The 21,826-nt window shown below is 48.9% G+C and carries 19 protein-coding genes; 9 read left to right on the top strand and 10 right to left on the bottom strand.

Annotation, left to right across the window (positions count from 1 at the left end; translation table 11 throughout):
- Positions 1-56: 56 nt before the first annotated feature.
- Together ACV7NC_RS03385 and ACV7NC_RS03380 are read right to left on the bottom strand one after the other, a co-directional pair.
- A complete protein-coding gene (locus tag ACV7NC_RS03385; RefSeq protein WP_458154043.1) occupies positions 57-1,868 on the bottom strand; it encodes an ABCB family ABC transporter ATP-binding protein/permease in 1,812 nt (603 codons plus the stop codon).
- A 22-nt stretch (positions 1,869-1,890) separates the two neighbouring features.
- A complete protein-coding gene (locus tag ACV7NC_RS03380) occupies positions 1,891-3,159 on the bottom strand; it encodes an NRAMP family divalent metal transporter (RefSeq protein ID WP_458154042.1) in 1,269 nt (422 codons plus the stop codon).
- A 172-nt stretch (positions 3,160-3,331) separates the two neighbouring features.
- Here ACV7NC_RS03380 and ACV7NC_RS03375 point away from each other — a divergent pair, with 172 nt between their 5' ends.
- Entirely contained in the window at positions 3,332-3,736 is a 405-nt protein-coding gene (locus ACV7NC_RS03375; RefSeq protein ID WP_458154041.1) for a hypothetical protein, read from the top strand.
- Positions 3,737-3,741: 5 nt separating this feature from the next.
- On the opposite strand, the gene ACV7NC_RS03370 is transcribed toward ACV7NC_RS03375, so the two are convergent.
- From ACV7NC_RS03370 to ACV7NC_RS03360, 3 genes are all read right to left on the bottom strand, one after another.
- Positions 3,742-4,044: a hypothetical protein gene (locus ACV7NC_RS03370; RefSeq protein WP_458154040.1), complete on the bottom strand. Its 303-nt coding sequence runs from the start codon at positions 4,042-4,044 to the stop codon at positions 3,742-3,744.
- Between the two features lie 172 nt (positions 4,045-4,216).
- Entirely contained in the window at positions 4,217-5,935 is a 1,719-nt protein-coding gene (ybaL, locus tag ACV7NC_RS03365) for a YbaL family putative K(+) efflux transporter (RefSeq protein ID WP_458154039.1), read from the bottom strand.
- A gap of 34 nt (positions 5,936-5,969) precedes the next feature.
- Complete coding sequence (locus tag ACV7NC_RS03360) at positions 5,970-7,871, bottom strand: hypothetical protein (protein ID WP_458154038.1); 1,902 nt, start codon at positions 7,869-7,871, stop codon at positions 5,970-5,972.
- Between the two features lie 266 nt (positions 7,872-8,137).
- Between ACV7NC_RS03360 and ACV7NC_RS03355 the strand changes: the two genes are divergently transcribed.
- The 4 genes from ACV7NC_RS03355 to ACV7NC_RS03340 all read left to right on the top strand — a co-directional run bounded on the left by ACV7NC_RS03355 (position 8,138) and on the right by ACV7NC_RS03340 (position 11,801).
- A complete protein-coding gene (locus ACV7NC_RS03355) occupies positions 8,138-9,877 on the top strand; it encodes a dihydroxyacetone kinase family protein (RefSeq protein ID WP_458154037.1) in 1,740 nt (579 codons plus the stop codon).
- 78 nt (positions 9,878-9,955) lie between these two features.
- On the top strand, positions 9,956-10,186 hold the full coding sequence (gene mazE / locus ACV7NC_RS03350; protein WP_458154036.1) for a type II toxin-antitoxin system MazE family antitoxin: 231 nt from the start codon (positions 9,956-9,958) through the stop codon (positions 10,184-10,186).
- On the top strand, positions 10,179-10,520 hold the full coding sequence (locus ACV7NC_RS03345) for a type II toxin-antitoxin system PemK/MazF family toxin (protein ID WP_458154035.1): 342 nt from the start codon (positions 10,179-10,181) through the stop codon (positions 10,518-10,520). The genes mazE and ACV7NC_RS03345 overlap by 8 nt, the downstream gene beginning before the upstream one ends.
- A gap of 81 nt (positions 10,521-10,601) precedes the next feature.
- Positions 10,602-11,801 carry a hypothetical protein gene (locus ACV7NC_RS03340; RefSeq protein WP_458154034.1) on the top strand — a complete coding sequence of 400 codons (1,200 nt, stop codon included), beginning with the start codon at positions 10,602-10,604 and terminating at the stop codon, positions 11,799-11,801.
- A 68-nt stretch (positions 11,802-11,869) separates the two neighbouring features.
- On the opposite strand, the gene ACV7NC_RS03335 is transcribed toward ACV7NC_RS03340, so the two are convergent.
- The 4 genes from ACV7NC_RS03335 to ACV7NC_RS03320 form a co-directional block, all read right to left on the bottom strand.
- Complete coding sequence (locus ACV7NC_RS03335; protein WP_458154033.1) at positions 11,870-14,197, bottom strand: VWA domain-containing protein; 2,328 nt, start codon at positions 14,195-14,197, stop codon at positions 11,870-11,872.
- 53 nt (positions 14,198-14,250) lie between these two features.
- Positions 14,251-15,057: a CbbQ/NirQ/NorQ domain-containing protein gene (locus tag ACV7NC_RS03330; RefSeq protein ID WP_458154032.1), complete on the bottom strand. Its 807-nt coding sequence runs from the start codon at positions 15,055-15,057 to the stop codon at positions 14,251-14,253.
- A gap of 130 nt (positions 15,058-15,187) precedes the next feature.
- Entirely contained in the window at positions 15,188-15,544 is a 357-nt protein-coding gene (locus ACV7NC_RS03325; protein ID WP_013965372.1) for a ribulose bisphosphate carboxylase small subunit, read from the bottom strand.
- Between the two features lie 77 nt (positions 15,545-15,621).
- The gene (locus tag ACV7NC_RS03320) at positions 15,622-17,043 is read right to left on the bottom strand and encodes a form I ribulose bisphosphate carboxylase large subunit (RefSeq protein WP_458154031.1); all 1,422 of its coding nucleotides are present in this window, start codon (positions 17,041-17,043) and stop codon (positions 15,622-15,624) included.
- Between the two features lie 235 nt (positions 17,044-17,278).
- On the opposite strand from ACV7NC_RS03320, the gene ACV7NC_RS03315 reads away from it, so the two are divergent.
- The 4 genes from ACV7NC_RS03315 (at position 17,279) to rimO (ending at position 20,822) form a co-directional block, all read left to right on the top strand.
- On the top strand, positions 17,279-18,190 hold the full coding sequence (locus ACV7NC_RS03315) for a LysR family transcriptional regulator (protein ID WP_458154030.1): 912 nt from the start codon (positions 17,279-17,281) through the stop codon (positions 18,188-18,190).
- A gap of 107 nt (positions 18,191-18,297) precedes the next feature.
- Positions 18,298-19,017, top strand: coding sequence for a hypothetical protein (locus tag ACV7NC_RS03310; protein ID WP_458154029.1), 720 nt, complete (start codon positions 18,298-18,300; stop codon positions 19,015-19,017).
- A 4-nt stretch (positions 19,018-19,021) separates the two neighbouring features.
- Positions 19,022-19,246 carry a hypothetical protein gene (locus ACV7NC_RS03305; protein WP_458154028.1) on the top strand — a complete coding sequence of 75 codons (225 nt, stop codon included), beginning with the start codon at positions 19,022-19,024 and terminating at the stop codon, positions 19,244-19,246.
- A 241-nt stretch (positions 19,247-19,487) separates the two neighbouring features.
- Positions 19,488-20,822, top strand: a complete 1,335-nt coding sequence (gene rimO / locus ACV7NC_RS03300) for a 30S ribosomal protein S12 methylthiotransferase RimO (RefSeq protein ID WP_458154027.1) — start codon at positions 19,488-19,490, stop codon at positions 20,820-20,822.
- A 75-nt stretch (positions 20,823-20,897) separates the two neighbouring features.
- Here rimO and truB read toward each other — a convergent pair whose 3' ends face one another.
- The gene (gene truB, locus ACV7NC_RS03295; protein ID WP_458154026.1) at positions 20,898-21,818 is read right to left on the bottom strand and encodes a tRNA pseudouridine(55) synthase TruB; all 921 of its coding nucleotides are present in this window, start codon (positions 21,816-21,818) and stop codon (positions 20,898-20,900) included.
- Positions 21,819-21,826 lie beyond the last annotated feature (8 nt).

The following is a 21,826-nucleotide window of genomic DNA, read 5'->3' as shown; positions in this document are numbered from 1 at the left end:
TCAATCAGTTACTAAGGTGATGGTTGGAGGAAACTGGAACTGAGTTAAGCCGACGGTCAATGCACAGCGATGGATGTTTGCTTTGCCTGTGCGGTTTCTTCCTGCTGTTGTAATTCCCACATACGGGCGTAAAGTCCGTTGGCTGCGAGCAATTGCTGATGCTTGCCGCACTCTATGATCCGGCCTTGCTCCATGACAAGAATTTCGTCGGCATCGGCGATCGTCGATAACCGGTGTGCGATCGTTAGCGTGGTGCGATCGATCGCGATTCGTTTTAATTCGGCTTGAATGCGCTTTTCCGATTCCGAATCCAGCGCCGATGTAGCTTCGTCAAAAATCAGGATTGCAGGGTTTTTCAGGATTGTGCGTGCAATCGCTACCCGCTGCTTTTCACCGCCGGATAATTTTAAGCCGCGTTCGCCGACAACCGTGTCGTATTTTAGCGGTAACTGTTCAATAAAGTCATGAATATGGGCTGCGCGTGCTGCTTCGAAAATTTCATCCGCGGTTGCATCGGGCCGTCCATAGGCGATGTTGTAATAAATACTGTCATTGAATAGCACTGTATCCTGCGGCACGATACCAATGGCTGCGCGTAAACTTTGCTGCGTGATGTCGCGGATATCCTGTCCATTGATCAGAATACCGCCCGATTGCACATCATAGAAACGGAACAGCAACCGCGCCAGCGTCGATTTGCCGGAACCGCTATGGCCAACCACCGCGACATTCTGTCCGGCGGGGATGTCAAAGGTTACGTCGTATAAGATCTGACGATTCGATTCATAAGAAAAATTCACATGATCAAACCGGATGGCCGCGTGATTTGCGTCGAGCACTCGCGCATTTGGCTTATCCATTATTTCCCGGTTTTCGTCGAGCAGCGTGAACATCCGTTCCATATCCGCCAGCGAATGCTTGATTTCGCGGTAAACAAAACCGAGAAAATGTAGCGGCATGTAGAGTTGCAGCATGAATGCGTTGATTAAAACCAGGTCACCCAGCGTCATATTGCCGGAAATCACATGATCGGCGGCAAGAAACATTAGTAACGTAACGCCGATAGCGATGATGGCGCTTTGACCGGCATTCAACGTGGCAAGCGATGTCTGGTTACGCACCGCGGCTTTCTCCCAAGCTTGCAGATGCTCGTCATAGCGCCGTGCTTCCCAGTTTTCATTGGCAAAATATTTAACCGTTTCATAATTCAGTAAACTGTCAATTGCCTGGGTATTGGCTTTTGAGTCCATGTTGTTCATGGTGCGGCGGAAGATCATGCGCCATTCGGTCACGATCAGTGTGAGTGCGATATACGCGAGTAAGGTTGCAGCGATGATGACGGCGAACCGGATATCGTATTTACCGATCAAGATGGCCAATACCAAGCCAATTTCGAGCAGAGTCGGCAAAATATTGAACAGCATAAAATTAAGCAGGAAGGAAATACCTCGCGTGCCGCGTTCGATATCACGGGAAACCCCGCCGGTTTGACGTTCCAGATGGAATCGTAGCGATAATGAATGAAGATGCAAAAAAACCTTATTGGCAACGCGCCGGATTGCGCGTTGCGTCACTTTGGCGAATATGGCATCACGCAATTCCCCGAATAGTGTACTGCATAGCCGCAAAACACCGTAGCCGATCAGCAGAAATGCCGGGAGCACCAGCTCGGCGCGGGGTTGATCCAGAGCGTCGACAATTTCTTTGAGTACCAGTGGTACCGAAACATTCGCGAGCTTTGCCAATACCAGCAGCGCGAGCGCCGCAATGACCCTGACCTTGAACTCCCATAGATACGGCAACAGTGCTGCGATAGTCTTCAGATTATTTCTCGTGGCTGCAGGTTTTTCCAAGCGGGTAGGGCGCATTACAGACTTCCTGGAACGTCGCCTACAGTAATAGATAAAAGATCGAACAGGCGGATAGCGCGGCGACTCCGAACCAACACCAAATCCACATGAATTTGCCAGGACGGTATTGGTCGGGCATGTGACGGCTGAAGACTGCCTGCATGTTCAATATCGCGATTATTGGCGCAGCGACGAATGAAATGACGGTGGCGATTTTAACCATTTCGCGCATGGAGGTCAGATAAAAAAACAAGATAAATAGCGTGCCTGCAATTAATATTACTAAGCCGGCCATATAGGTGACGCGCTGATTCCGTTGTCGAACCCGGTCGGGGAACAGTAATTCTAGCGAAGCGCTGATTGAGCGTGGAAATGCGTCCAGCACGGTCAAGGTGGTACTGAACATGGTAGCAATCGCAGCAATCGCTACAAGCGGATAAGCCCAGTCTCCCAAGGCTTGCTGGTACATATCGAGCAATTGCCCGGCAAATGCGGCACCCCCGGCAGCGAAAGGAACGCCGCTGCCGTACATTACCAAAGCGCCAAGCAATAGAAAACAAATAGCCAGAAACGCTGTTCCGATAAAGCCCACACGAAAATCGAACAACGTTTCTTGCATCGTGGTAATTTTGCCTTCGCTGTCGTTTTTAGTTTTAGACCAGATCGAATGCCAAATTGACAGATCCAGAGGAGCCGGCATCCATCCCAGGAATGTCGCTAAAAATATCAAATGCGCGGTATCGGTGAAGGTGAAGAAGACAGTCGCAGTCTTATGATGTCCAGGATTATCGAATAGCAGCATGATGACGGCGGCTATCGAAGTAATCGTGAGTATCAAGATAATGACTTTCATCAACTTGTCGAGCAACACATAGTGGCCGCTGACCAGCAGCGTGAAAGAGAATAGCAGCAAGAGGCTGCCTAAGATGAACGCAACTGTTTGGGGATCGTGCCCCCCCAGACCCTCGAGTCCGAATACATTGGTAATCAGGCCGGCGGTAACGACGGTAATAGCCGCTTGCACGATAAACATCGTGGCGATTGCCATTAGCAGATAGAGCCATACCGCCCATTTACCGAGCTTCAGATAACCATGCAGGATGTGTTGACCGGTTGCCGCCGTATAGCGTGGACCGAATTCAAAGAAAGGATATTTGATGGCATGAATAATGATAATGGCGATAATCAATTCAAAGCCGAACATGCCGCCGGCTTGTGTTGACTGCACCAAATGAGAAACACCGACAGCCGCGCCCGCATACAATAAGCCCGGTCCCAGGCGTGAAAGAAAATGATTAATCAGTGTCATTGGTCCCTTATTTTTCTTTTGAAGTTAGTCATCCTTGATATTTCATTATGTTACCGGCGGATCTTACCGGTAAGGTAATTCATGGCCGATTTTATGTTTTCCGCATGACTTGATCGAATACCGAATACGATTCATCATATGCCATTATCACTATGTTTCGCGGAGGTTGGAAATGGAAATTACCTGTTACCGTGATCCCGAAATAGGTAGGGAAGCGCGCTTTTTACCGGCAAAATCATATAATCTGGCCATTACCTTGCTGTCCAGATGTCCAACACGGCATTTGTTTGTGCCGATTCGCAGCATGCAATATATGGCGATTATCGAGCATGATGAATTCGTGTTTATCGACGGGGAGCGCAAATGCTGGATCGACATTGCCTGGTGCAATTTTAAACGGCATGACCGGAATACACTGAATGAGCCGGTTGCTTATGATGCTATTTATTATCGCGATCATATGCCGGAAGTTATGTTGCGATTACAGCGAGAATTTCCGCTGGCGCTACAACTGCTGGAAAGCAAATCCAAGCTGGAGGGAGCGGCGCGGATCATTCATTTTCCTGCGAAAACTTAACCGGCTTAATCATCATCGTCCAATTCGGCGCTCCAGCCTTTGCTTTTTGCATATTTGATCGCTTCATCGTAAATCGCGATATGCCGTTCGCGGAGTTCGTCCGGTAATCGGCTTGGCAGATGCGCATAAGGCTCCCAAGCTTCATGAACTTTTTCATATAAAACCTGCATTTGCGAAGTGCTCCAGCCCGCGCAAGTTTCCGTTTCAGGCAAAATACCGAATACCCAGGCATCTCGCACGATGCGCCCAAGGTGCGTCAGTCCGCCGTTGATATCATCGTGAATGCCGACATAATTCTGTTCTGTCATGGATAATCTCTCTTGATAATAAGTGAATAGTTTTTAACAGGCCGTTGAAAAACTATCTGCGTTGCCGCTACGGTGTTAAAAACAAGCTCAAAATGCTCATTTAATACCGCATAAACTGCGCTTTTTCGCCTGTTTTTTGCCTTGAAAACGTTTTTTAACGGCCTGCTAAGGATTAAGTGTTCTTGTGCCGGGATTCCTTTTTGGCATCAAACCGGTCCAAAATATGATGTGTCATGCTTTTAGCCAGTTCTTCTTCGCCAAAGAATACCGTACCCAGATTATCTTTACGCAATAATTTTGTTTCGTCTTCGCTACGGGTGCGCAATACGATTTCGATATCGGGGTTTAAGGTGCGCGCGGTATCGATCATGTGCCGTACATTGACCGGATCCGCTGTAGCGATCACCAGCATCGCGGCATCGGTAATATGCGCTTGAATCAGCACCGAAGGCTCGGTGGCGTCGCCGGACACCGCATTTGCTCCTTGCTTGCGCAAATCTTGCACCAATTCGCGGTTTTGTTCCGCTACGATATAAGGAATGTTTCTTTCACTGAGCGCGTGCGCAATACGTTCTCCAACATGGCCATAACCGACCAGCACCACTTGGCCTTCCAGAAATTTTCGCTCGGTGCTCATTGGTAATTCCGCGTAAGGATCGTCCCGATTTTCATATTTTCGCGCCAAAGCGGAATGTTTCAGAATCAAGTTTCTAAATGGCGTAATCGCTGCGAATGCAATCGGATTGAAAGCGATGGAAATCAGCGCTCCGGCGAGCACCAGACTCATGCCTTCGGCTGGCATCAAGCCAAGCGACAACCCTAATCCTGCCAGAATAAAAGAAAATTCTCCAATCTGTCCGAGGCTGGCGGCGACCGTCAGTGAAGTATTGAGCGGATAACGCATGATCAACACCAGTAACATCGCGGCCATGGATTTGCCGACGATAATGATCGCCGCTACGGCTAAAACCCGCATCGGTTCCTCGATTAATACGGTCGGGTCGAACAGCATGCCGACTGAAACAAAAAACAGCACGGCGAATGCATCGCGTAATGGCAGCGATTCTTCGGCGGCGCGGTGGCTGAACTTGGATTCACGCATTACCATGCCGGCAAAAAACGCACCCAATGCGAACGAAACATTGAACAATGCAGCTGCGCCGTAGGCGATGCAAATAGCGACCGCAACGACTGCCAATGTGAACATTTCACGCGAACCGGTGCGAGCAACTTGCCAAAGCAGCCACGGCAGCACCCGGCGGCCAACGATCAGCATCAATGCGATAAATGCTGAAACCAGCAATAATGTAATACCGATGGTGTACCACAGCGGATCAGCCGGGTTGCCGGTTTCATTGGCGCCTCCCAGCATGGTCGCGAACGATGGCAGCAACACCAGAATCAGAACGGTCACTAAATCCTCCACGATGAGCCAGCCGACTGCGATACGGCCGTTCATGGATTCCAGCACACCGCGCGATTCGAGGGCTTTCAGCAGCACCACGGTGCTGGCGCATGATAACGACAAGCCGAGCACCAATCCGGCGCCAGTACTCCATTCCCATGAGGATGCCAAAGTCATGCCTAAAGCGGTGGCAACCGCCATTTGCACAATCGCGCCAGGTACTGCAACGCGCTTGACTGACAGTAGATCATCCAGTGAAAAATGCAAACCGACGCCGAACATCAGCAACATAACGCCAATTTCGGATAACTGCGACGCAATGCCGACATCCGCAACAAACCCTGGCGTGGATGGACTGATGGCGATGCCGGCCAGCAGGTACCCGACCAGCGCCGGTGTTTTCAGCCGTTCCGCGATAAAACCAAAAATCAGAGCCAAGCCAAAACCGGCTGCAATTGTCGTGATCAGTGTAATGTTATGGTCCATAAGATTCCGGGGTTAGTGATACAGGGTTTGCATTTCAGGGTGCTTCTTCAGCCGATCCGGTATCAGCCGAACGGCTTTCCGACAATGCGGGTGTCGTTAAGAATCTCTCGAATTCAAGGCGTTCTTCTTCGATGGCTTCCAAGATCTGGCGCTTGAATTCGTCGCGTGAAAATGCTTCTTCCAACATTAGCAATAGTTTTTCGACGGTCAAACCGATCGTGATGCCGCCAATGATACCACCGATCACTGCGCCGATCGCCGTTCCAATGCCGGGAATGAACGACCCCAATGCGGCTCCCGTTGCAGCGCCGGCGGCGGCGCCACCTAAAGCGCTGACCGCTTTTCCGGCGGTTACTTTGATCAATGCCTGAGCGCCGAGCTTGATGATACCTTTACCAGCTACTTTGGCAGTGATCTTGCCGGCGATGGCGCCGGTAATCGCGCCAGCGGTGCCGATACCACCCGAAATCAACATGCGGTTTTCCAGATTAACGATGACACTGTGCGCAGGCGGTTCCTTGAGAGCATTCAAAGAAGCATGCCGGACAATTTCCAGTTGCGCTTCGCTGATCGGTTCAACGCGATTGTCAGCCAGAATCCGCTCTACTTGTTGCAGATGTTCGGTGCGCAATTGCTGGTTGTTTTGCAATACTTCTTCGATGGATAGTTGTACTGGACCAAACGCATTGCCTCGCATCAAATAGTTTTGCAGTTTTTCGCTCATCCAGTTTTCCAGAACGCCGGTGGCCAGCGCCAGAATCCGTTCATACTCGCCCGGCAAGCTATAGTACCAATCGAGATAAGCATCGACGTTATCGACCATTTGCTGAAAACCGACCCCCGTGGTTTCCCGTAGTTTTTCCAGCGAGGCTTCCATCTTGCCGAGGGTGTCGAGGTAAGCCTGCTCAATTTGTTCCGCAGTGCCCGGTTTGTAATAATCGTCCCCGATCATTTCCACGGTTTGCACGACCTTTTGTTGCGAAGCGCGGATTTCCTCGACAGTTTCAGGATTCGAACGCAACCAGGCATCCACATAGACCGTCGATGGCACATAAATAAAGAACACAAAAAAAGTCGTGAAGGCTGAAGTAATCGCCCAAGCCCAAGGCGATACCGCAGGCGGCTCATCGCTGTCCTGCATGGGGGCAAATACCCGTCGGTATTCCGGCAAAGGCACCATGAAACTGGAGATTCCGAGCATGACGTTATAGAAAAACACCAAGCTGCCGGCGAATACGCAGCCGAGGTAGAGCGCGTCGCTCAAAGAATGCAAGCTGCCCAGCGCGTAGCGCTTCATGCCTTCGATAAAGCCCAGCAACCGGTTGGTTTCGAGAATCAAAATACTATTGGTCGTTCCATCGAGTTTTTTGCTTTCCGCCGTGACGGCCTCAGCCAATGATGCATACTGGCGACTGGCATCGGCGTGATTGACAAAAACGACAAAAAGCACCGCCATCGTCAGCGCCGTGACCCAGCGTGACCAGCTTAGGGTTTTATGCATGGCAATATAGGGCTTGTATTCCCGCGCTGCAATGGGTGAGAAAAGCGTGAAAATAACTGCAAACGCCGGAATGGCGGCGAAAAAAAAGATCCATTCCTGCTTGTCGGCGGAACCTAGATAAAACAGTAATATGAACGAAAACACCACGGACCACAGCAACCAACCGATATACGCCAGTATCCGCCGGGTCAGCAGCCAGTGCAAAATGCCCAGTTTCTTAAACTGGCTGGTGCGGTAAATTCTTTCAATCGTCACCGCATAAATCGCGGCAAAATAAATTGGCAAACCAAACAGCAGAGTAACCATTAACGCAAACCACAACTGCTTATCCGGGATCAATTTTCCAAAATAGAATGCGAAACCCAGCCAACCCGCGGAAAGCGCCAAAAACACCAGGATTCGAGTGAAACTCAAATTTTGAAACGTGGAAAACAATGCAATGATTCCTTTGTGATCGACGGACGGAGTGATTTAATCGGGTAGCAGGCTGATTCGCACATCAGCGTGATTTGCAGCCTTGGATTTTATCAGACTACGGGGTGGCGAGATAATGGTTCGTGCGTGGATTAAAGCCAAAATTTGATCAGCATTGCTCGGCAAATTTACCGTGTTGATGTGGCATGGCTGCGATTTTTTTGAGCGGCAGCTTATAATCCCGTTACGAGCCAATGTGTTTTTTCTAATGAGATCAGGAATTAACAATGACCTATTTATTTAATGATCCGGCGCAATTTGCCGCCGAGCTGGCCGATGGATATGCCGCTGCGTATCGCGACAAAATCCTGCGCGTCGAAGGGGGCGTTATCCGCCGTCACAAGGCGAAACCCGGTCAAGTGGTGATGGTGATCGGCGGCGGTTCCGGGCATTATCCCGCATTCGGCGGTTTTGTCGGACAAGGATTGGCGCATGGCGCCGCGCTCGGCAATGTGTTTGCTGCACCATCAGCGCAGCAGATTTGTAATGTGGCGCGAGCAGTGGATGCGGGCGGCGGTATTCTGTTTTGTTATGCCAACTACGCCGGTGATGTGCTCAATTTTGAGCAAGCGCAAACACAGCTCTGCGCACAAGGTATCGACGTGCGGTCGGTAGTAGTGACCGACGATATCGCATCCGGTTCGGTAAATGAACGGTACAAACGCCGCGGCATCGCCGGCACGCTGGCGGTGTTTAAAGCGGCAGCCGTCGTTGCAGATGCTGGGAAGCCGCTGGATGAAGTCGTGCGCATCGCAACGATAGCCAATGATCGGGTGCACACGTTGGGCGTCGCATTTTCCGGTTGCACACTGCCCGGCGCGGCTAAACCCTTATTTGAAGTTGCGCCCGGCGTCATGGAAGTCGGCATGGGTATTCATGGAGAGCCTGGTTTAGATCGGATCAAAACGCCGAGTGCCGATGGTCTGGCGGAGATGCTGGTCAGCAAGTTGCTGGCTGAAATACCTGAAACTGTTGAAACAGTTCAGGGTGCGCGCATCGGTGTCATTCTGAATGGTCTCGGTGCGGTGAAATACGAAGAATTATTCGTGGTGTACCGCAAGATCGAGCAGTTGCTGACAGAGCGCGGATTGACCATCGTCGCGCCGGTCGTGGATGAGCTGATCACCAGCTTCGACATGGCGGGCGTGTCGTTGACGTTATTCTGGCTCGATGAGGAACTTGAGCAAAGCTGGCTGGCCGCCGCCGATACACCGGCGTTTCATCGGGGTGTGATCAGCGCTACCGGTTCGCTGATCGACAATATCGCCAGGCAGGTAGATTCGCAAACCAAGTCTTCAATCAAGCCAGGTTCTAAGGACTCGCAAGCAACCGCCAAGATTGTATTGGCAGCCTTGGAAGCTGTGTTGCGCGTAATAGAAACGCAACAAGACGAACTGGGCCGGTTGGATGCGATTGCCGGTGACGGTGATCACGGCATCGGCATGCACCGCGGGTTGACGGCTGCCGTCGAAGCAGCCAAGGCGGGCATCGCTGCCCAAGCCGGGGCAGGGACGGTGTTAATGGCTGCGGGCGATGCCTGGTCGGATCGCGCCGGTGGCACCTCGGGTATGCTGTGGGGTGTCATTCTGCGTAACCTTGGTAGTTCCGTCGGTGATGAAGCCAAGCCGGATATTGCAACGATTGCAACCGGCATCTCAGTGGCATTGCAAGTCGTGATCGCCGCCGGCAAGGCGCAACTCAACGACAAAACGCTGGTCGATGTGCTCTACCCATTTTCCTTCGCGTTGACAAAAAGCGCGACGCAAGGACTTTCAATCGCGGAAGCCTGGACAGCCGCCGCGGAAGTGGCCAAGCAATCCGCCGAAGCAACCAAAAGGCTCACGCCCAAAATCGGCCGTGCACGTCCACACGCAGAGAAAAGTGTCGGAATCCCTGATCCAGGTGCGGTTTCGATGGCGCTGATTATTGATGCGGTGGGTAAAATTATTAGAAAACATTGTGTTTGAATCGTTTTCTATTGTACTAAGTAATATTCATACTGATTGGTGTGATAAAATTGACACCTCATAAGTATGAGGTAATTCATGACACATCGAACGACTATCACATTGGATGATGAAGCCTATCTGTTCCTGAACGATATCGCGGGCGATAACCGCAGCGCGTATATCAATGAATTGTTGAAACAGGAGCGCAAGAATTTTCTTAAACAGGCATTAATTAAAGCCAATCAAGAAGAAGCGGATGATTTGGGTTATCAGGAGGAATTGAAAGCCTGGGAGAATACGTTATCCGACGGTTTAGCGAATGGCTGATTTCAAGCAGCTCGATATCTACTGGGTCGACTTGGAACCGGCCAGAGGCGCGGAAACCAAGAAATTAAGACCCTGCGTCGTCATTCAAGGCGATCTGGTCAATAATCAATCGAAAACACTGATCGTTGCGCCCTTGCTGCCCAATCATAAACCCTGGCCTTTCGCGGTGAATCTGGAACCCAATTCGGACAATGGATTGGACAAAGGCCGTCATATCAATCTCAAACAACTGCGTGCCGTGGATGTTTCCCGGATCGGTAAACTGCAAGGAAAGTTGGACAAAAGCTATCTTCCGGCGATCAAGAATGCCTTAGCCATTGTGTTTGATTGGTAGATGCAGAAATGTGTGGGGGGTGCAAGGGTTTTTTCCGATGACGTTCAGTAAAGCGCGTCAGTCTATCACGCCGAAAATTAAATGAACCCGATTAAGTGTTCTTACTGTAATGAAATATTACCTATCGCGAATATCTTACAAGATAGAAGAACAGGAAAGGCTAAGGGATTTTGTTTGCAATGCAGAGAATGGACTTTCATCTCACTTTCGTCGATCCGAAAACAAATAATTTATCTGGATCAGTCATTCTTATCAGCTGCATGCCTTGAAGCTGAGAAAACTAGTTCCCAGAATGAAGTACGCATTCATTCCAAGCTTATGGAATTGAAAAGACGGCAAAGAGTTTTTGTGATTGTTTCAGATATTCATAGTCGTGAAACTTCGGCAATCGCTGATAATTATGCTGAAAATAGAAATAAACTTTGGGAATTTCAGAATGATTTAGCTGATGGAAGTATTGCATGTGATTGGGACGAAATCTTTGTGGCTCAATGGCGAAGAATACTTGCCTGTCAAAATGATTCTTATCCTTTACCTGCCACTGATATCGGGCTTACTAATCCGCATCAGCTACAAATTGGTGTGAAGATTCAATCCAAAAATTTTGGGAGACAAAGATTGCATCGTAGTACTAATTGGGATTTCAATATAGTGAACGATGAATTAAAAAACATTTTTAGCAAACAACTAGAAAGTATGCCAATTTCTGGGAATGCTAATGATTGTCTTAACTATGTTCGAGAGCTCTGGTGCAAAGATATTCGACAAGGAATTGCTTCAAGGCGTAAACAGCGCGAATTAAATCGGACAATGGAGCAAGCCATCAGAGAACTCGAATCAGGAAGAATTCCCGAAATACCTGCATGGGAAGAACCGTCGCCATTTCGCCGGGTGGTCACTGAAGTGGTTCAAGGATTTGATGAAGAATCTGCGTTCCAGCATTGGTTAGAATTGTTAGAAGGAGATTCAAACAGATTATGTGCTTTCATTAAAATCAGAAGCACTCTTGAAGCAACATTACTTTGGGAATTGAAAGCAGGGAAAATCACCGATAATTCAAGAAAATTTCACCGTAATTTGGGATTATCCCGTCAAAATGATATTGACCACATTTCAACATTTGTACCTTATGTTGATGTGTTAACGACCGATAACAGCATGCGAAATCTTTGTGAAAGTAAACTTGTATCCAATGAATTAAAACAGTTTCCATGCAAAATTTTTTCAAAAAGCAATTACGATAAATTTGAAATTTGGCTAGATGAGTTACTGGTTCAGTAAGGCAGATAAACTGGTGTGTAATAATTATTAGTGTTATCTGCCATTAAGCTAGCGATTCATTAATAAACTTACCTCGTCAACCCCGCATACAACACCGGCAATTTCTCCGGCAGCCGTTCCACATGATCGACCACTAGATAATTGCGTTCACCGAAAATGCGTGACACGTACTGATCTGCGCGCGGATCCAAGCTCATACAGTAGGTGAGGATGCCGGAGCGGCCGGCTTCTTCGACGGCTTTTTTGGTGTCGTGGCGCAGGTATTGCGGGTCGCGTACGTCGACATCGGCGGGTTCGCCGTCGGTGATGACCAGCAGCAGTTTTTTTGCCGATTTTTGCAGTTTCAGGTAATGCGTGGCGTGGCGCATTGCCGCACCCATGCGGGTTGATAGTTGCCCGGTCATGCCGGCGAGTTTGGCTTTGGGAATTTCATCGTAGGGTTGGTCGAAGTCCTTGAAGCGGAAGTATTCGACGTCGTGGCGTCCGTCGGAGCAGAAGCCGTGGATCGCGAACGGGTCGCCGATTTTGTTGATGGCGTTGGCGAGCAATACCGTCGCTTGCCGTGTCAGGTCGAGCACCGAGTAGTCGTGTCCGGCGACTTTGTCGTTGGTCGATTCCGACAAATCGAGCAATACCAGCACGGAAATGTCGCGCACTTTGCGCACCGAACGCATCATGATGCGCGGGTCGGGTTGCATGCCCATGCGGATGTCGATCATCGAGCGGATCGCGGCATTGATATCGATCTCGTCGCCATCCTCGAGTTTGCGGATGCGGCGCGTGCCTTGCGGCTGCATCGCGTCGAGCAGGAATTTCATGCGCGCGATTTCGCGTTTGTATTGGTTGGCAATGTCGTCGATGCATTGCATGTCGCCCAATTTGGCGCATTTTTCCTGCACCGTCGCCCAATCCGGGCGTTCCAATTGGATTTGGTAATCCCATTCGGAATAGTGGTAGGGCGCCGATACCGGTTCCTTGCCTTCCATATCGTTGTACGACACACCCATGTCTTCGTATGGGAAGAATTCGGTCCCCATCACCCAGATTTCCTCTGCGTCGTCACCGGCGGTTTCAACGTCTAGTTCGTTGGCGAATTCCATCACATTGACGTATTTGCGCACTTGTTTCGGCGCATCGTAACCGGCGGACAGTGATTTGTTGAAGTCGAATTCCTCGAATTCCCAGAAATAGCGGTTGTCGTCGCGGTACGGCGCGGTGAGTATGTCGGTGCGCGGGTTATACGGAATTTTTTTGTCCATGAAGCTGTGCGCGAGCTGCACGCCGATATTCCAAGAGGTCTTGTGGCTATCAAGCTGGTCTTTCGCGGCTTTAAAGAGTTTGCGGCCTTCGACGATCCACGGATCTTTGTCTTTATAATCCGGGTCGAGCAGAGCGCGCGCCAGGCGGTTGAGGTAATCACCCATTGACGCATTCATGTCCGGCGTGGCGCTGTGTAGCACCGACCAGGTGTGACGTAATCCGGGAAAGCGGCGGATCGACAATTCTTCAACGCGTGCATCCTCGATCACGGAAATCACCGCCATTTGCAGCGGGTTCAAACTTTCCGCGGAAATCGGCTGCTTGGTTTCGACCAGATGCGCGGCGGCATGTGCGGCAGCGGCGCGGTAGACTTCGGTCGCCGGCACATCGCCGAACGCATCGTAGGCATCGGGCAGGTGAATAAAATAGTTTTCAATGAACGGTTTGTAGCCTTCGCGTGTTTCAAAGTCGCCGGAAGTGGGTTTCATGAAAAAATCACGCGCCCACAGTGCACGCAGATACATATTGATGCGACGTTGCACATCCACAAACAGCGTGCCTTTACGTTCTTTTTGCAATACTGCCAGCGATTCCTTCGATTCCAGTCCGAAATAGCGGATTTGCTCTTCATAATCGGTGCGATGCGCGTGCGCGCCCCACATTGCCCAGCGGCGTAAGCCGCCAAGGGTTAGTTGCCCGAACAGGATATCCAGTTTGCTGAGCATGGGACGCATACCCCGCGGCGCCTGGGCAATCAACGTATTCAGGAATTGCAGGTAATTCTGGAACAACTGTGTATCGCCTAGCCGTTTGGCGGCAGTCGGGGCAGTAGCTAACACCAGTTCGATCACAGCGCCCGACGTCCTTGAGGCGAGCGAAAGCACGGTGGTCGCCAGATCACTGATAATATCTTCACCGATTTCCTTAGCGACTAATGGCGTTTCGTCAATCCAGCAATCCACTAAACTGCGTCCGCGCCCTAATCCGCGGATCGCCGATGCACCTTTCAGATAGTTATCGAGTCCCCGCGCTGAAAAAGTTTTAGTCGCTTCAGGCCAAGCATGATGGAGCAGCTCAATCGATTCCGGCTCCAGATCCTCGAGCAATTCTTTATAATCGTCCAGATTGATACTCATGGCAGCACCTATTTACGTTTTAGAACAATCAGCCTATTCGCTGATAGAAGCTTTTAATTAAAGAACGTGCTGACAGCCGCATCCAGCGCGTCGCGCATATCCGGATCGTCGGTGATCGGCCGTACCAAGGCTACGCGACAAGCGGCATGCGCGTCGACTTTCTTGGCGATCAGGCTGCCGGCGTAAATCAACATCCGTGTTGAAATACCCTCATCCAATCCATGCCCCTTGAGGTTACGCGCGCGTTCGGCGATCGATACCAGTTTATCTGCGACGTCGGTCGATACGCCGGATTCGTGCGCGACGATTTCGCTCTCGATATCGTGGCTTGGGTAATTGAAGTCGAGCGCGCCGAAACGTTGCTTGGTCGACTGCTTCAGATCCTTCATTAAGCTTTGATAGCCGGGGTTGTATGAAATGACGATTTGAAAGTCCGCATGCGCTTGAATCAACTCGCCTTTTTTCTCCAGTGGCAATACGCGGCGGTTATCGGTCAACGGATGGATGACCACAGTGGTATCCTGGCGAGCTTCCACGACTTCGTCGAGATAGCAGATGGCGCCGTAACGCGCGGCTACTGCGAGCGGACCATCTTGCCAGCGGGTGCCGTTGGCATCTAGCAGAAAACGCCCAACCAGATCAGAAGCGGTCATGTCTTCGTTACAAGCGACGGTGATCAGCGGTTTTTTCAGTTTCCACGCCATGTATTCGACAAAACGTGTTTTGCCGCAGCCGGTCGGACCTTTCAGCATCATCGGCATGCGTACCGAATAGGCGGCTTCGTAGAGTTTCACTTCATCCGCGACGGGATGATAATAAGGTTCTTTTTTGATGCGATATTGATCAATGATAGTGCTCATGACAGACTCCTTTAGAAACAGTCTTTATCGAGATGCTCTCGAGTAATTGCAATCGAAATTCCGGTGAAAAAAAACCCCCTGCCCTGTTTAAGGGAGAAGGGGGTCTTGCGGGTTCGAACCCCGTTGTTACTTAAACAGTCTTGCCGCGGTAAATCACCATGGCGGTACCTTGTGATTGGTTAAAATTGTTGTAACCAATCAAACGAACATGATTATTCGGATTCGCTTTATGACACGCAGCAGCTTCTGCCAGCACGCGGTCTACATCAGTTTCACCAAACATAGGCAGTTTCCACATATACCAGTAGGAATCCATTACATACTCAGGTTCTGTATGTTCGATGGCTGGATTCCAGCCTTTGCTAATTAAATACTGCACTTGCTTTTTGATATCTTTGTCAGACATTGCAGGCAGGTAGGAAAATGTTTCAAACTTACGACTTGCCGGATCACTGACACGTGATTTGTAATCTATTACTTCGCTCATTATTTATTCCTCATTTTTAGGGAGATGAAGAAGAAAAGCTCTAAAACTATTCGCTTTTCTTCTTTAGTCAAAATTGCTTACTTGTGGGCTATGTCGAGCTTATCAACGGTATCAAACTCGAACTTAATCTCTTTCCATGTTTCCATGGCGATTTTGAGTTCTGGGCTGCTCTTAGCTGCCTTCGTAAGAATCGCTTTGCCTTCTTTCTCGATTTCAACACCTTGGTTACGCGCTTCTACACAGGCTTCCAATGCTACGCGGTTTGCGGCTGCACCGGCTGCGTTACCCCAAGGGTGACCTAAAGTACCGCCACCGAATTGCAAGCAAGCATCATCACCAAAAATCGAGACTAGGGCTGGCATGTGCCATACGTGAATACCACCCGAAGCAACTGGGAACACACCCGGCATAGAACCCCAATCTTGATCGAAGAACAAGCCACGGCTACGGTCTTCTTTAATGAATTCATCGCGCATGGTATCAATCCAGCCGAGGGTTGCTGCACGATCGCCTTCCAATTTACCGACTACGGTACCGGAATGCAGGTGATCGCCACCCGATAAACGGAGTACCTTAGTTAATACGCGGAAATGAATGCCATGGTGCGGGTTGCGATCGAGTACAGCATGCATAGCGCGGTGAATGTGCAACAGAATTCCGTTATTACGGCACCAGTTCGCTAACCCGGTGTTGGCTGTTAGACCGCCTGTCAAGTAATCATGCATAATAATCGGTGCATTTAATTCCTTAGCAAACTCGGCGCGTTTGTACATTTCTTCCGGGGTTGGCGCGGTAACATTCAGATAGTGGCCTTTGCGTTCACCGGTTTCACGTTCTGCTTTATGCACGGCTTCCATCACGAATTCGAAACGATCGCGCCAGCGCATGAACGGTTGGCTGTTAACGTTTTCATCGTCTTTGGTCAGATCCAGACCGCCACGCAGACATTCATACACTGCACGGCCATAGTTTTTAGCCGACAAGCCCAATTTTGGTTTAATGGTGCAACCGAGTAATGCACGGCCATATTTGTTCAAACGGTCACGTTCCACTTGAATACCGGCTGGAGGTCCACCACAGGTTTTGACGTAGGCAATCGGGAAGCGAACATCTTCCAAACGCAGTGCACGCAGCGCTTTAAATCCAAATACGTTACCAACCAATGAGGTCAGTACGTTAACCACGGATCCTTCTTCAAATAGATCAATCGGGTAAGCTACGAAAGCATAGAAACAAGTATCATCTCCAGGGACGTCTTCGATTTTGTATGCACGTCCTTTGTAGTAATCCAAATCGGTTAGCAAATCGGTCCACACGGTGGTCCAGGTTCCTGTAGAAGATTCTGCGGCTACTGCAGCTGCTACTTCTTCACGAGGTACGCCGGGTTGTGGTGTGATTTTAAAACATGCCAGAATGTCTGTATCCAGTGGTGTGTAATCAGGGGTCCAGTAAGTTTGTCGATATTCCTTTACACCAGCATTATATATTTTTACTGCCATAATATTTTCTCCAGTTAATTCCCTTTAATTTTCACGAATGCTATGAAAATTAGTAGGTTGCATTACAAAATAACTGCCTAAGTGATTGCTTAGGCCTGCTTTTTACGACTACACGACTACTTGAAATAGCTCAAATTATTAGATTGCACTATAGCGCGATAAGATTATAAGAACAAATCAATTATTCTAATATTTATGATAAGGTATTACTTATCAAAAATTGATGGACTAAACCATGTTTCATGTAACGTTGAGACAACTAAAAGTATTTGAGTCAGTCGCCAGACACTTGAGCTATTCCCGTGCTGCCGATGAATTGCACCTGACCCAACCCGCTGTTTCCATGCAAATAAAGCAATTGGAAGACAACATAAGTTTACCGCTATTCGAACAATTGGGTAAACGAATTTATTTGACGGATGCTGGACACGAGCTTTATCAGTACAGCCGTGCCATTGCGCAGCAATTATCCGATATGGAAGTGGCACTGGATGAGTTGAAAGGAATGGAGCGTGGCAAATTAAACATCGCGGTGGTTACGACGGCGAATTATTTTGCGCCGCACTTGCTGGCGAAATTTTGTCAGCGTTATAGCGGTGTGACGGTCAGTTTGAACGTATCCAACCGGGAAACGGTGCTAAAACAATTAGCGGATAATTTGATTGATCTTGCGATCATGGGGCAACCACCCGAGAATCTCGACATCGACAGCGAATCCTTCATGGAGAATCCACTGGTGGTTGTCGCGCCACCCGATCATCCGTTGTGCAAGGAGCGCGATATTCCGGTCAAACGGTTAGCCACTGAAACGTTTCTCGTGCGGGAATCGGGGTCTGGCACACGGAGTGCGATGGAACGTTTTTTTGCCGCGCATGAGATCAAAATCAATAAAGGCATGGAAACCGATACTACCGAAGCGATCAAGCAAGCGGTGCAAGCTGGAATGGGCTTGGGAATCATGTCGCGGCATACGGTTGAATTGGAATTGGAAACCAAGCGCCTGAAAATACTCGATGTACAAGGTTTTCCTATCGTTCGCTATTGGCATGTCGTGAATCGCAAGAACAAGCGCTTGTCGAGTGTTGCCAATGCTTTTAAGGAATTTCTGCTAAAAGAAGCCGAGAAGTTGATACCGATCTCGAAATAAAGAGAATAAGGCAAGAATACCGCTGGTATTAATCAATTAACATTTGAAGATTATATGTGAGAATATTCTTGCTTTAATATTTGTATTTTGGTGCTATGAATAATTCCGTGAATCCTGACCCAAATACCAATCCAGCAAGCAATGTGGCAATGTATGGTACTTTTGCAGCTTGCTGCTTATGTGCATTATTCATTTTGTTCATTGACTTGAGAATACCGCTCGGGGTCGCCACGGGGGTTTTGTATATCGCGGTCATACTGATTTCTCTGAAGTCATCCAATAATCGTTTCACCATTGTTACAGCGTTGATTTGCACGCTTTTGGTGTGGGTCGGCTATCTGGGGTCAACGCAAAACGAGGTCAGTATCGAAGTTGTGTATATCAATCGTTTTTTAAGCGTGCTGGCAATTTGGGTAACCACGATATTGACTTTATGGCAACGCAATAGTATCCAACAATTGCATCAAGAACGGTTAGAGCATCTACAATCGAAAAAAATAGCCGAGATCCAGGAAGAGAAGTTAAAAGTATTAAAAGCAACAATGTACACGGTACAAGGCATTATAGGAAACTTTTTGAATAATTTGCTGATTCTTAAGCTCGAGATCATTCACAATAAAACCCTGAGCAACGAGTCGCTGCATACACTCGAAGCCATCATTCAAGATACATCGCAGCGCATCAATAATTTAACCAATTTGGAAGAGGTTCGTGAGAAGAGAATGGCAGGGAATGTAGTGGGTATTGAGTATGCTGCTGCAGCAACGAGTATGGCTGATCATCGTACTCATGATAAACTTGCACGCAAATTCAGCGCAAGGAGGTAGCAGGGTGACAGGGCAGGGATCCGGCGGTAATGTACTGGCAGCGGTTTGTAGTTTTTTTATTCCAGGGCTTGGTCAGTTAGTGCAGGGGCGCTTGCTCTCGGCTTTGCTATTTTTTGTATTGACAGGATTGGGTTATTTTTTCTGGGTGCTGATTATTCCGGCTGTGATTGCGGGAATTTTGCATCTTTGGTCGATCATTGATGCCGCGCGGTTTAGCGGACCGGCATAAGGACCATTCAGGTTTATAAGTAGCAAACGTTGCTATTTTGACGTTTCTCAAAACTTCCACCGTTAGCGAGATTGCCTTTTCAAGGACGGTCGGGGCGTTTTCAGGGTAAAAATTTTTAAATAACCGATACGATTGAAAGATCGAAGCGGATTATTTTTAAAAAAATTACCGTGGTTATCAGCTAAAATCCCGCATTTGCTTTTCTTATAGCAGTACTCTTTCTGATCCGAACCGGTAAATTATGTCTTCATCCAAACAAATTCCAAACAGAGTTGGTTTTATTTCATTAGGTTGCCCGAAAGCATTGGTCGATTCGGAGCAAATACTAACGCAACTGCGTGCCGAAGGGTACGAAATCTCTCCATCTTACGATGATGCCGATCTGGTGGTAGTTAACACCTGCGGGTTTATTGATAGCGCGATTGAAGAATCGCTGGATGCTATCGGAGAGGCTTTAGCCGAGAACGGTAAAGTCATCGTAACCGGTTGTTTGGGGGCGAAAGAGGATGGTGACGTGGTGAAGAGGGCGCATCCGCAGGTTCTAGCGGTAACCGGGCCGCATGCATTGCCGGAGGTGATGTCGGCGATTCATGCACATTTACCGCAACCACACGATCCATTTACCAGTTTGATACCGCCGCAAGGAATCCGGTTAACGCCTAAGCATTATGCCTATATCAAAATCTCCGAGGGCTGTAATCATCGTTGCACCTTTTGCATTATTCCATCGATGCGCGGAGATTTAGTCAGCCGGCCGATTCATCAAGTCATGCAAGAAGCCGAGCATTTAGTTGATGCGGGTGTTAAAGAGTTATTGATCATATCCCAGGATACCAGCGCTTATGGGGTGGATGTGAAACACCGTACCGGTTTTTGGCAGGGGCGCCCAATTAAAACCCGTTTGACGGAATTGGCAACCGCATTGGGTTCGTTAGGCGTGTGGGTGCGATTGCATTATGTTTATCCATATCCGCATGTCGATGAGATCATTCCATTAATGGCGGAAGGTAAAATCCTGCCGTACCTCGATGTTCCTTTTCAACATGCGAGCGCAAGGATTTTGAAGGCGATGAAACGGCCGGCGAGTGCAGAGAATAATTTGGAAAGAATCCAGCAGTGGCGGCAGGTATGCCCTGATATTACGTTACGCAGTACGTTTATCGTAGGTTTTCCTGGCGAGACCGGCAAAGAATTTGAAGAGCTTCTGGAGTTTTTAAAGGAAGCGCAATTGGACCGTGTCGGTTGCTTTACGTATTCACCGGTTGAAGGCGCTGCAGCCAATCAGCTACCGGGGCATGTACCGGAAGAGGTCAAGGAAGAACGTCGCGTACGCTTCATGCAGTTACAGGAAGATATTAGCCGACAACGATTAGCGAAAAAAATCGGGCAAAAAATTACGGTAATGGTGGATCAATTAACTGAAGAGCGGGTGATTGCCCGAAGCAGTGCTGATGCACCGGAAATCGACGGATTGGTATATGTTGAGAATGCCGGGAAAGTTCAGCCAGGGGACTTCCTGCAAGTGGAAATCACGGGTTCCGATACGCATGATTTATTTGCGGTTGCACGGGTTTGAAATTCCCAAACAGTGAATCATCGCAATGAATTGCAAAAACTCAGTTTTAACAAGTTGAAACAGGCCTGCAGCCAGTTATTGGATATCGGATAAGAGCCGCTTGGCTGCTATCGTGCGCTCGGCAGTTATGACACCGAGCCCCAGGAATTGCTGCCGCTCATTATAAAGCCGCGTAGTTACATTTACGGTTAAATCACCACAATCGGCTGGAGATGAAACGATTCTTCCTTGCAGGATGTGTTTTGCCGTCAGTTCATCCAATTGGATCATGGGATATTCTTGCAGCATACAGTCGATCGATAATAAGAAGCGCTGTCGCTCGTCTTCATCCAGATTCTCAATCGCTTCCAGCGTCTGTGCTTGAGCAACGTCAAATTGTCCAGTCGCGGTCCGGCGCAAATCGGTGAGGTAAGCGCCGCCACATCCAAGCGCCTTGCCAATATCTTCCGCTAACACTCTGATATAAGTGCCGGAGCTGCAGCGGATGCTGATGCGTAACTCATTTTGCTGCAACGATAGCATATGCATCGCATCAATAGTTATTTCGCGCGGTGGCCGTGCAATGATGTTGCCAGTTCTGGCATATTGATACAGCGGTTTACCTTGATGCTTAAGCGCACTGTACATCGGCGGGATTTGCTGAGTAACCCCGATAAATTGTGAGAGTATTTGTTCGCATTTTGCCTGTGTCGGGTATTCTGATATTTCCAGCCGGTGAATTTCCCCTTCCACATCGCCGGTGGTACTCAAGAATCCTAGTTTTAACGTGGCAATATAGGATTTTTTGGCACCCAGCAAAAATGATGAGAATTTTGTGGCTTCGCCAAAACAGATTGGAAGTAATCCGGTGGCCATTGGATCCAACGTTCCGGTATGGCCGCATTTGGCCGCCGAAAAAATTCTTTTAACTTTTTGTAATGCGTTATTGGACGAGGCGCCACGCGGTTTGTCCAACAGCAATATACCGCTGATTTTACGTTTTTCCGGCTTAGACAAGTTGGGTA

Source organism: Nitrosomonas limosa (assembly GCF_054188085.1).
The sequence above is the reverse complement of the archived record's forward strand: the minus strand, read 5'-3'. Positions and strand labels throughout refer to the sequence as shown.

Coding starts and splice junctions, on each gene's coding strand:
- rimO (WP_458154027.1), top strand. CDS start 19,488: ATGTCTTCATCCAAACAAATTCCAAACAGAGTTGGTTTTATTTCATTA.
- mazE (WP_458154036.1), top strand. CDS start 9,956: ATGACACATCGAACGACTATCACATTGGATGATGAAGCCTATCTGTTC.
- ACV7NC_RS03330 (WP_458154032.1), bottom strand. CDS start 15,057: ATGAGCACTATCATTGATCAATATCGCATCAAAAAAGAACCTTATTAT.
- ACV7NC_RS03345 (WP_458154035.1), top strand. CDS start 10,179: ATGGCTGATTTCAAGCAGCTCGATATCTACTGGGTCGACTTGGAACCG.
- ACV7NC_RS03355 (WP_458154037.1), top strand. CDS start 8,138: ATGACCTATTTATTTAATGATCCGGCGCAATTTGCCGCCGAGCTGGCC.
- ACV7NC_RS03375 (WP_458154041.1), top strand. CDS start 3,332: ATGGAAATTACCTGTTACCGTGATCCCGAAATAGGTAGGGAAGCGCGC.
- ybaL (WP_458154039.1), bottom strand. CDS start 5,935: ATGGACCATAACATTACACTGATCACGACAATTGCAGCCGGTTTTGGC.
- ACV7NC_RS03335 (WP_458154033.1), bottom strand. CDS start 14,197: ATGAGTATCAATCTGGACGATTATAAAGAATTGCTCGAGGATCTGGAG.
- ACV7NC_RS03315 (WP_458154030.1), top strand. CDS start 17,279: ATGTTTCATGTAACGTTGAGACAACTAAAAGTATTTGAGTCAGTCGCC.
- ACV7NC_RS03320 (WP_458154031.1), bottom strand. CDS start 17,043: ATGGCAGTAAAAATATATAATGCTGGTGTAAAGGAATATCGACAAACT.
- ACV7NC_RS03325 (WP_013965372.1), bottom strand. CDS start 15,544: ATGAGCGAAGTAATAGATTACAAATCACGTGTCAGTGATCCGGCAAGT.
- ACV7NC_RS03385 (WP_458154043.1), bottom strand. CDS start 1,868: ATGCGCCCTACCCGCTTGGAAAAACCTGCAGCCACGAGAAATAATCTG.
- ACV7NC_RS03370 (WP_458154040.1), bottom strand. CDS start 4,044: ATGACAGAACAGAATTATGTCGGCATTCACGATGATATCAACGGCGGA.
- ACV7NC_RS03380 (WP_458154042.1), bottom strand. CDS start 3,159: ATGACACTGATTAATCATTTTCTTTCACGCCTGGGACCGGGCTTATTG.
- ACV7NC_RS03340 (WP_458154034.1), top strand. CDS start 10,602: ATGAACCCGATTAAGTGTTCTTACTGTAATGAAATATTACCTATCGCG.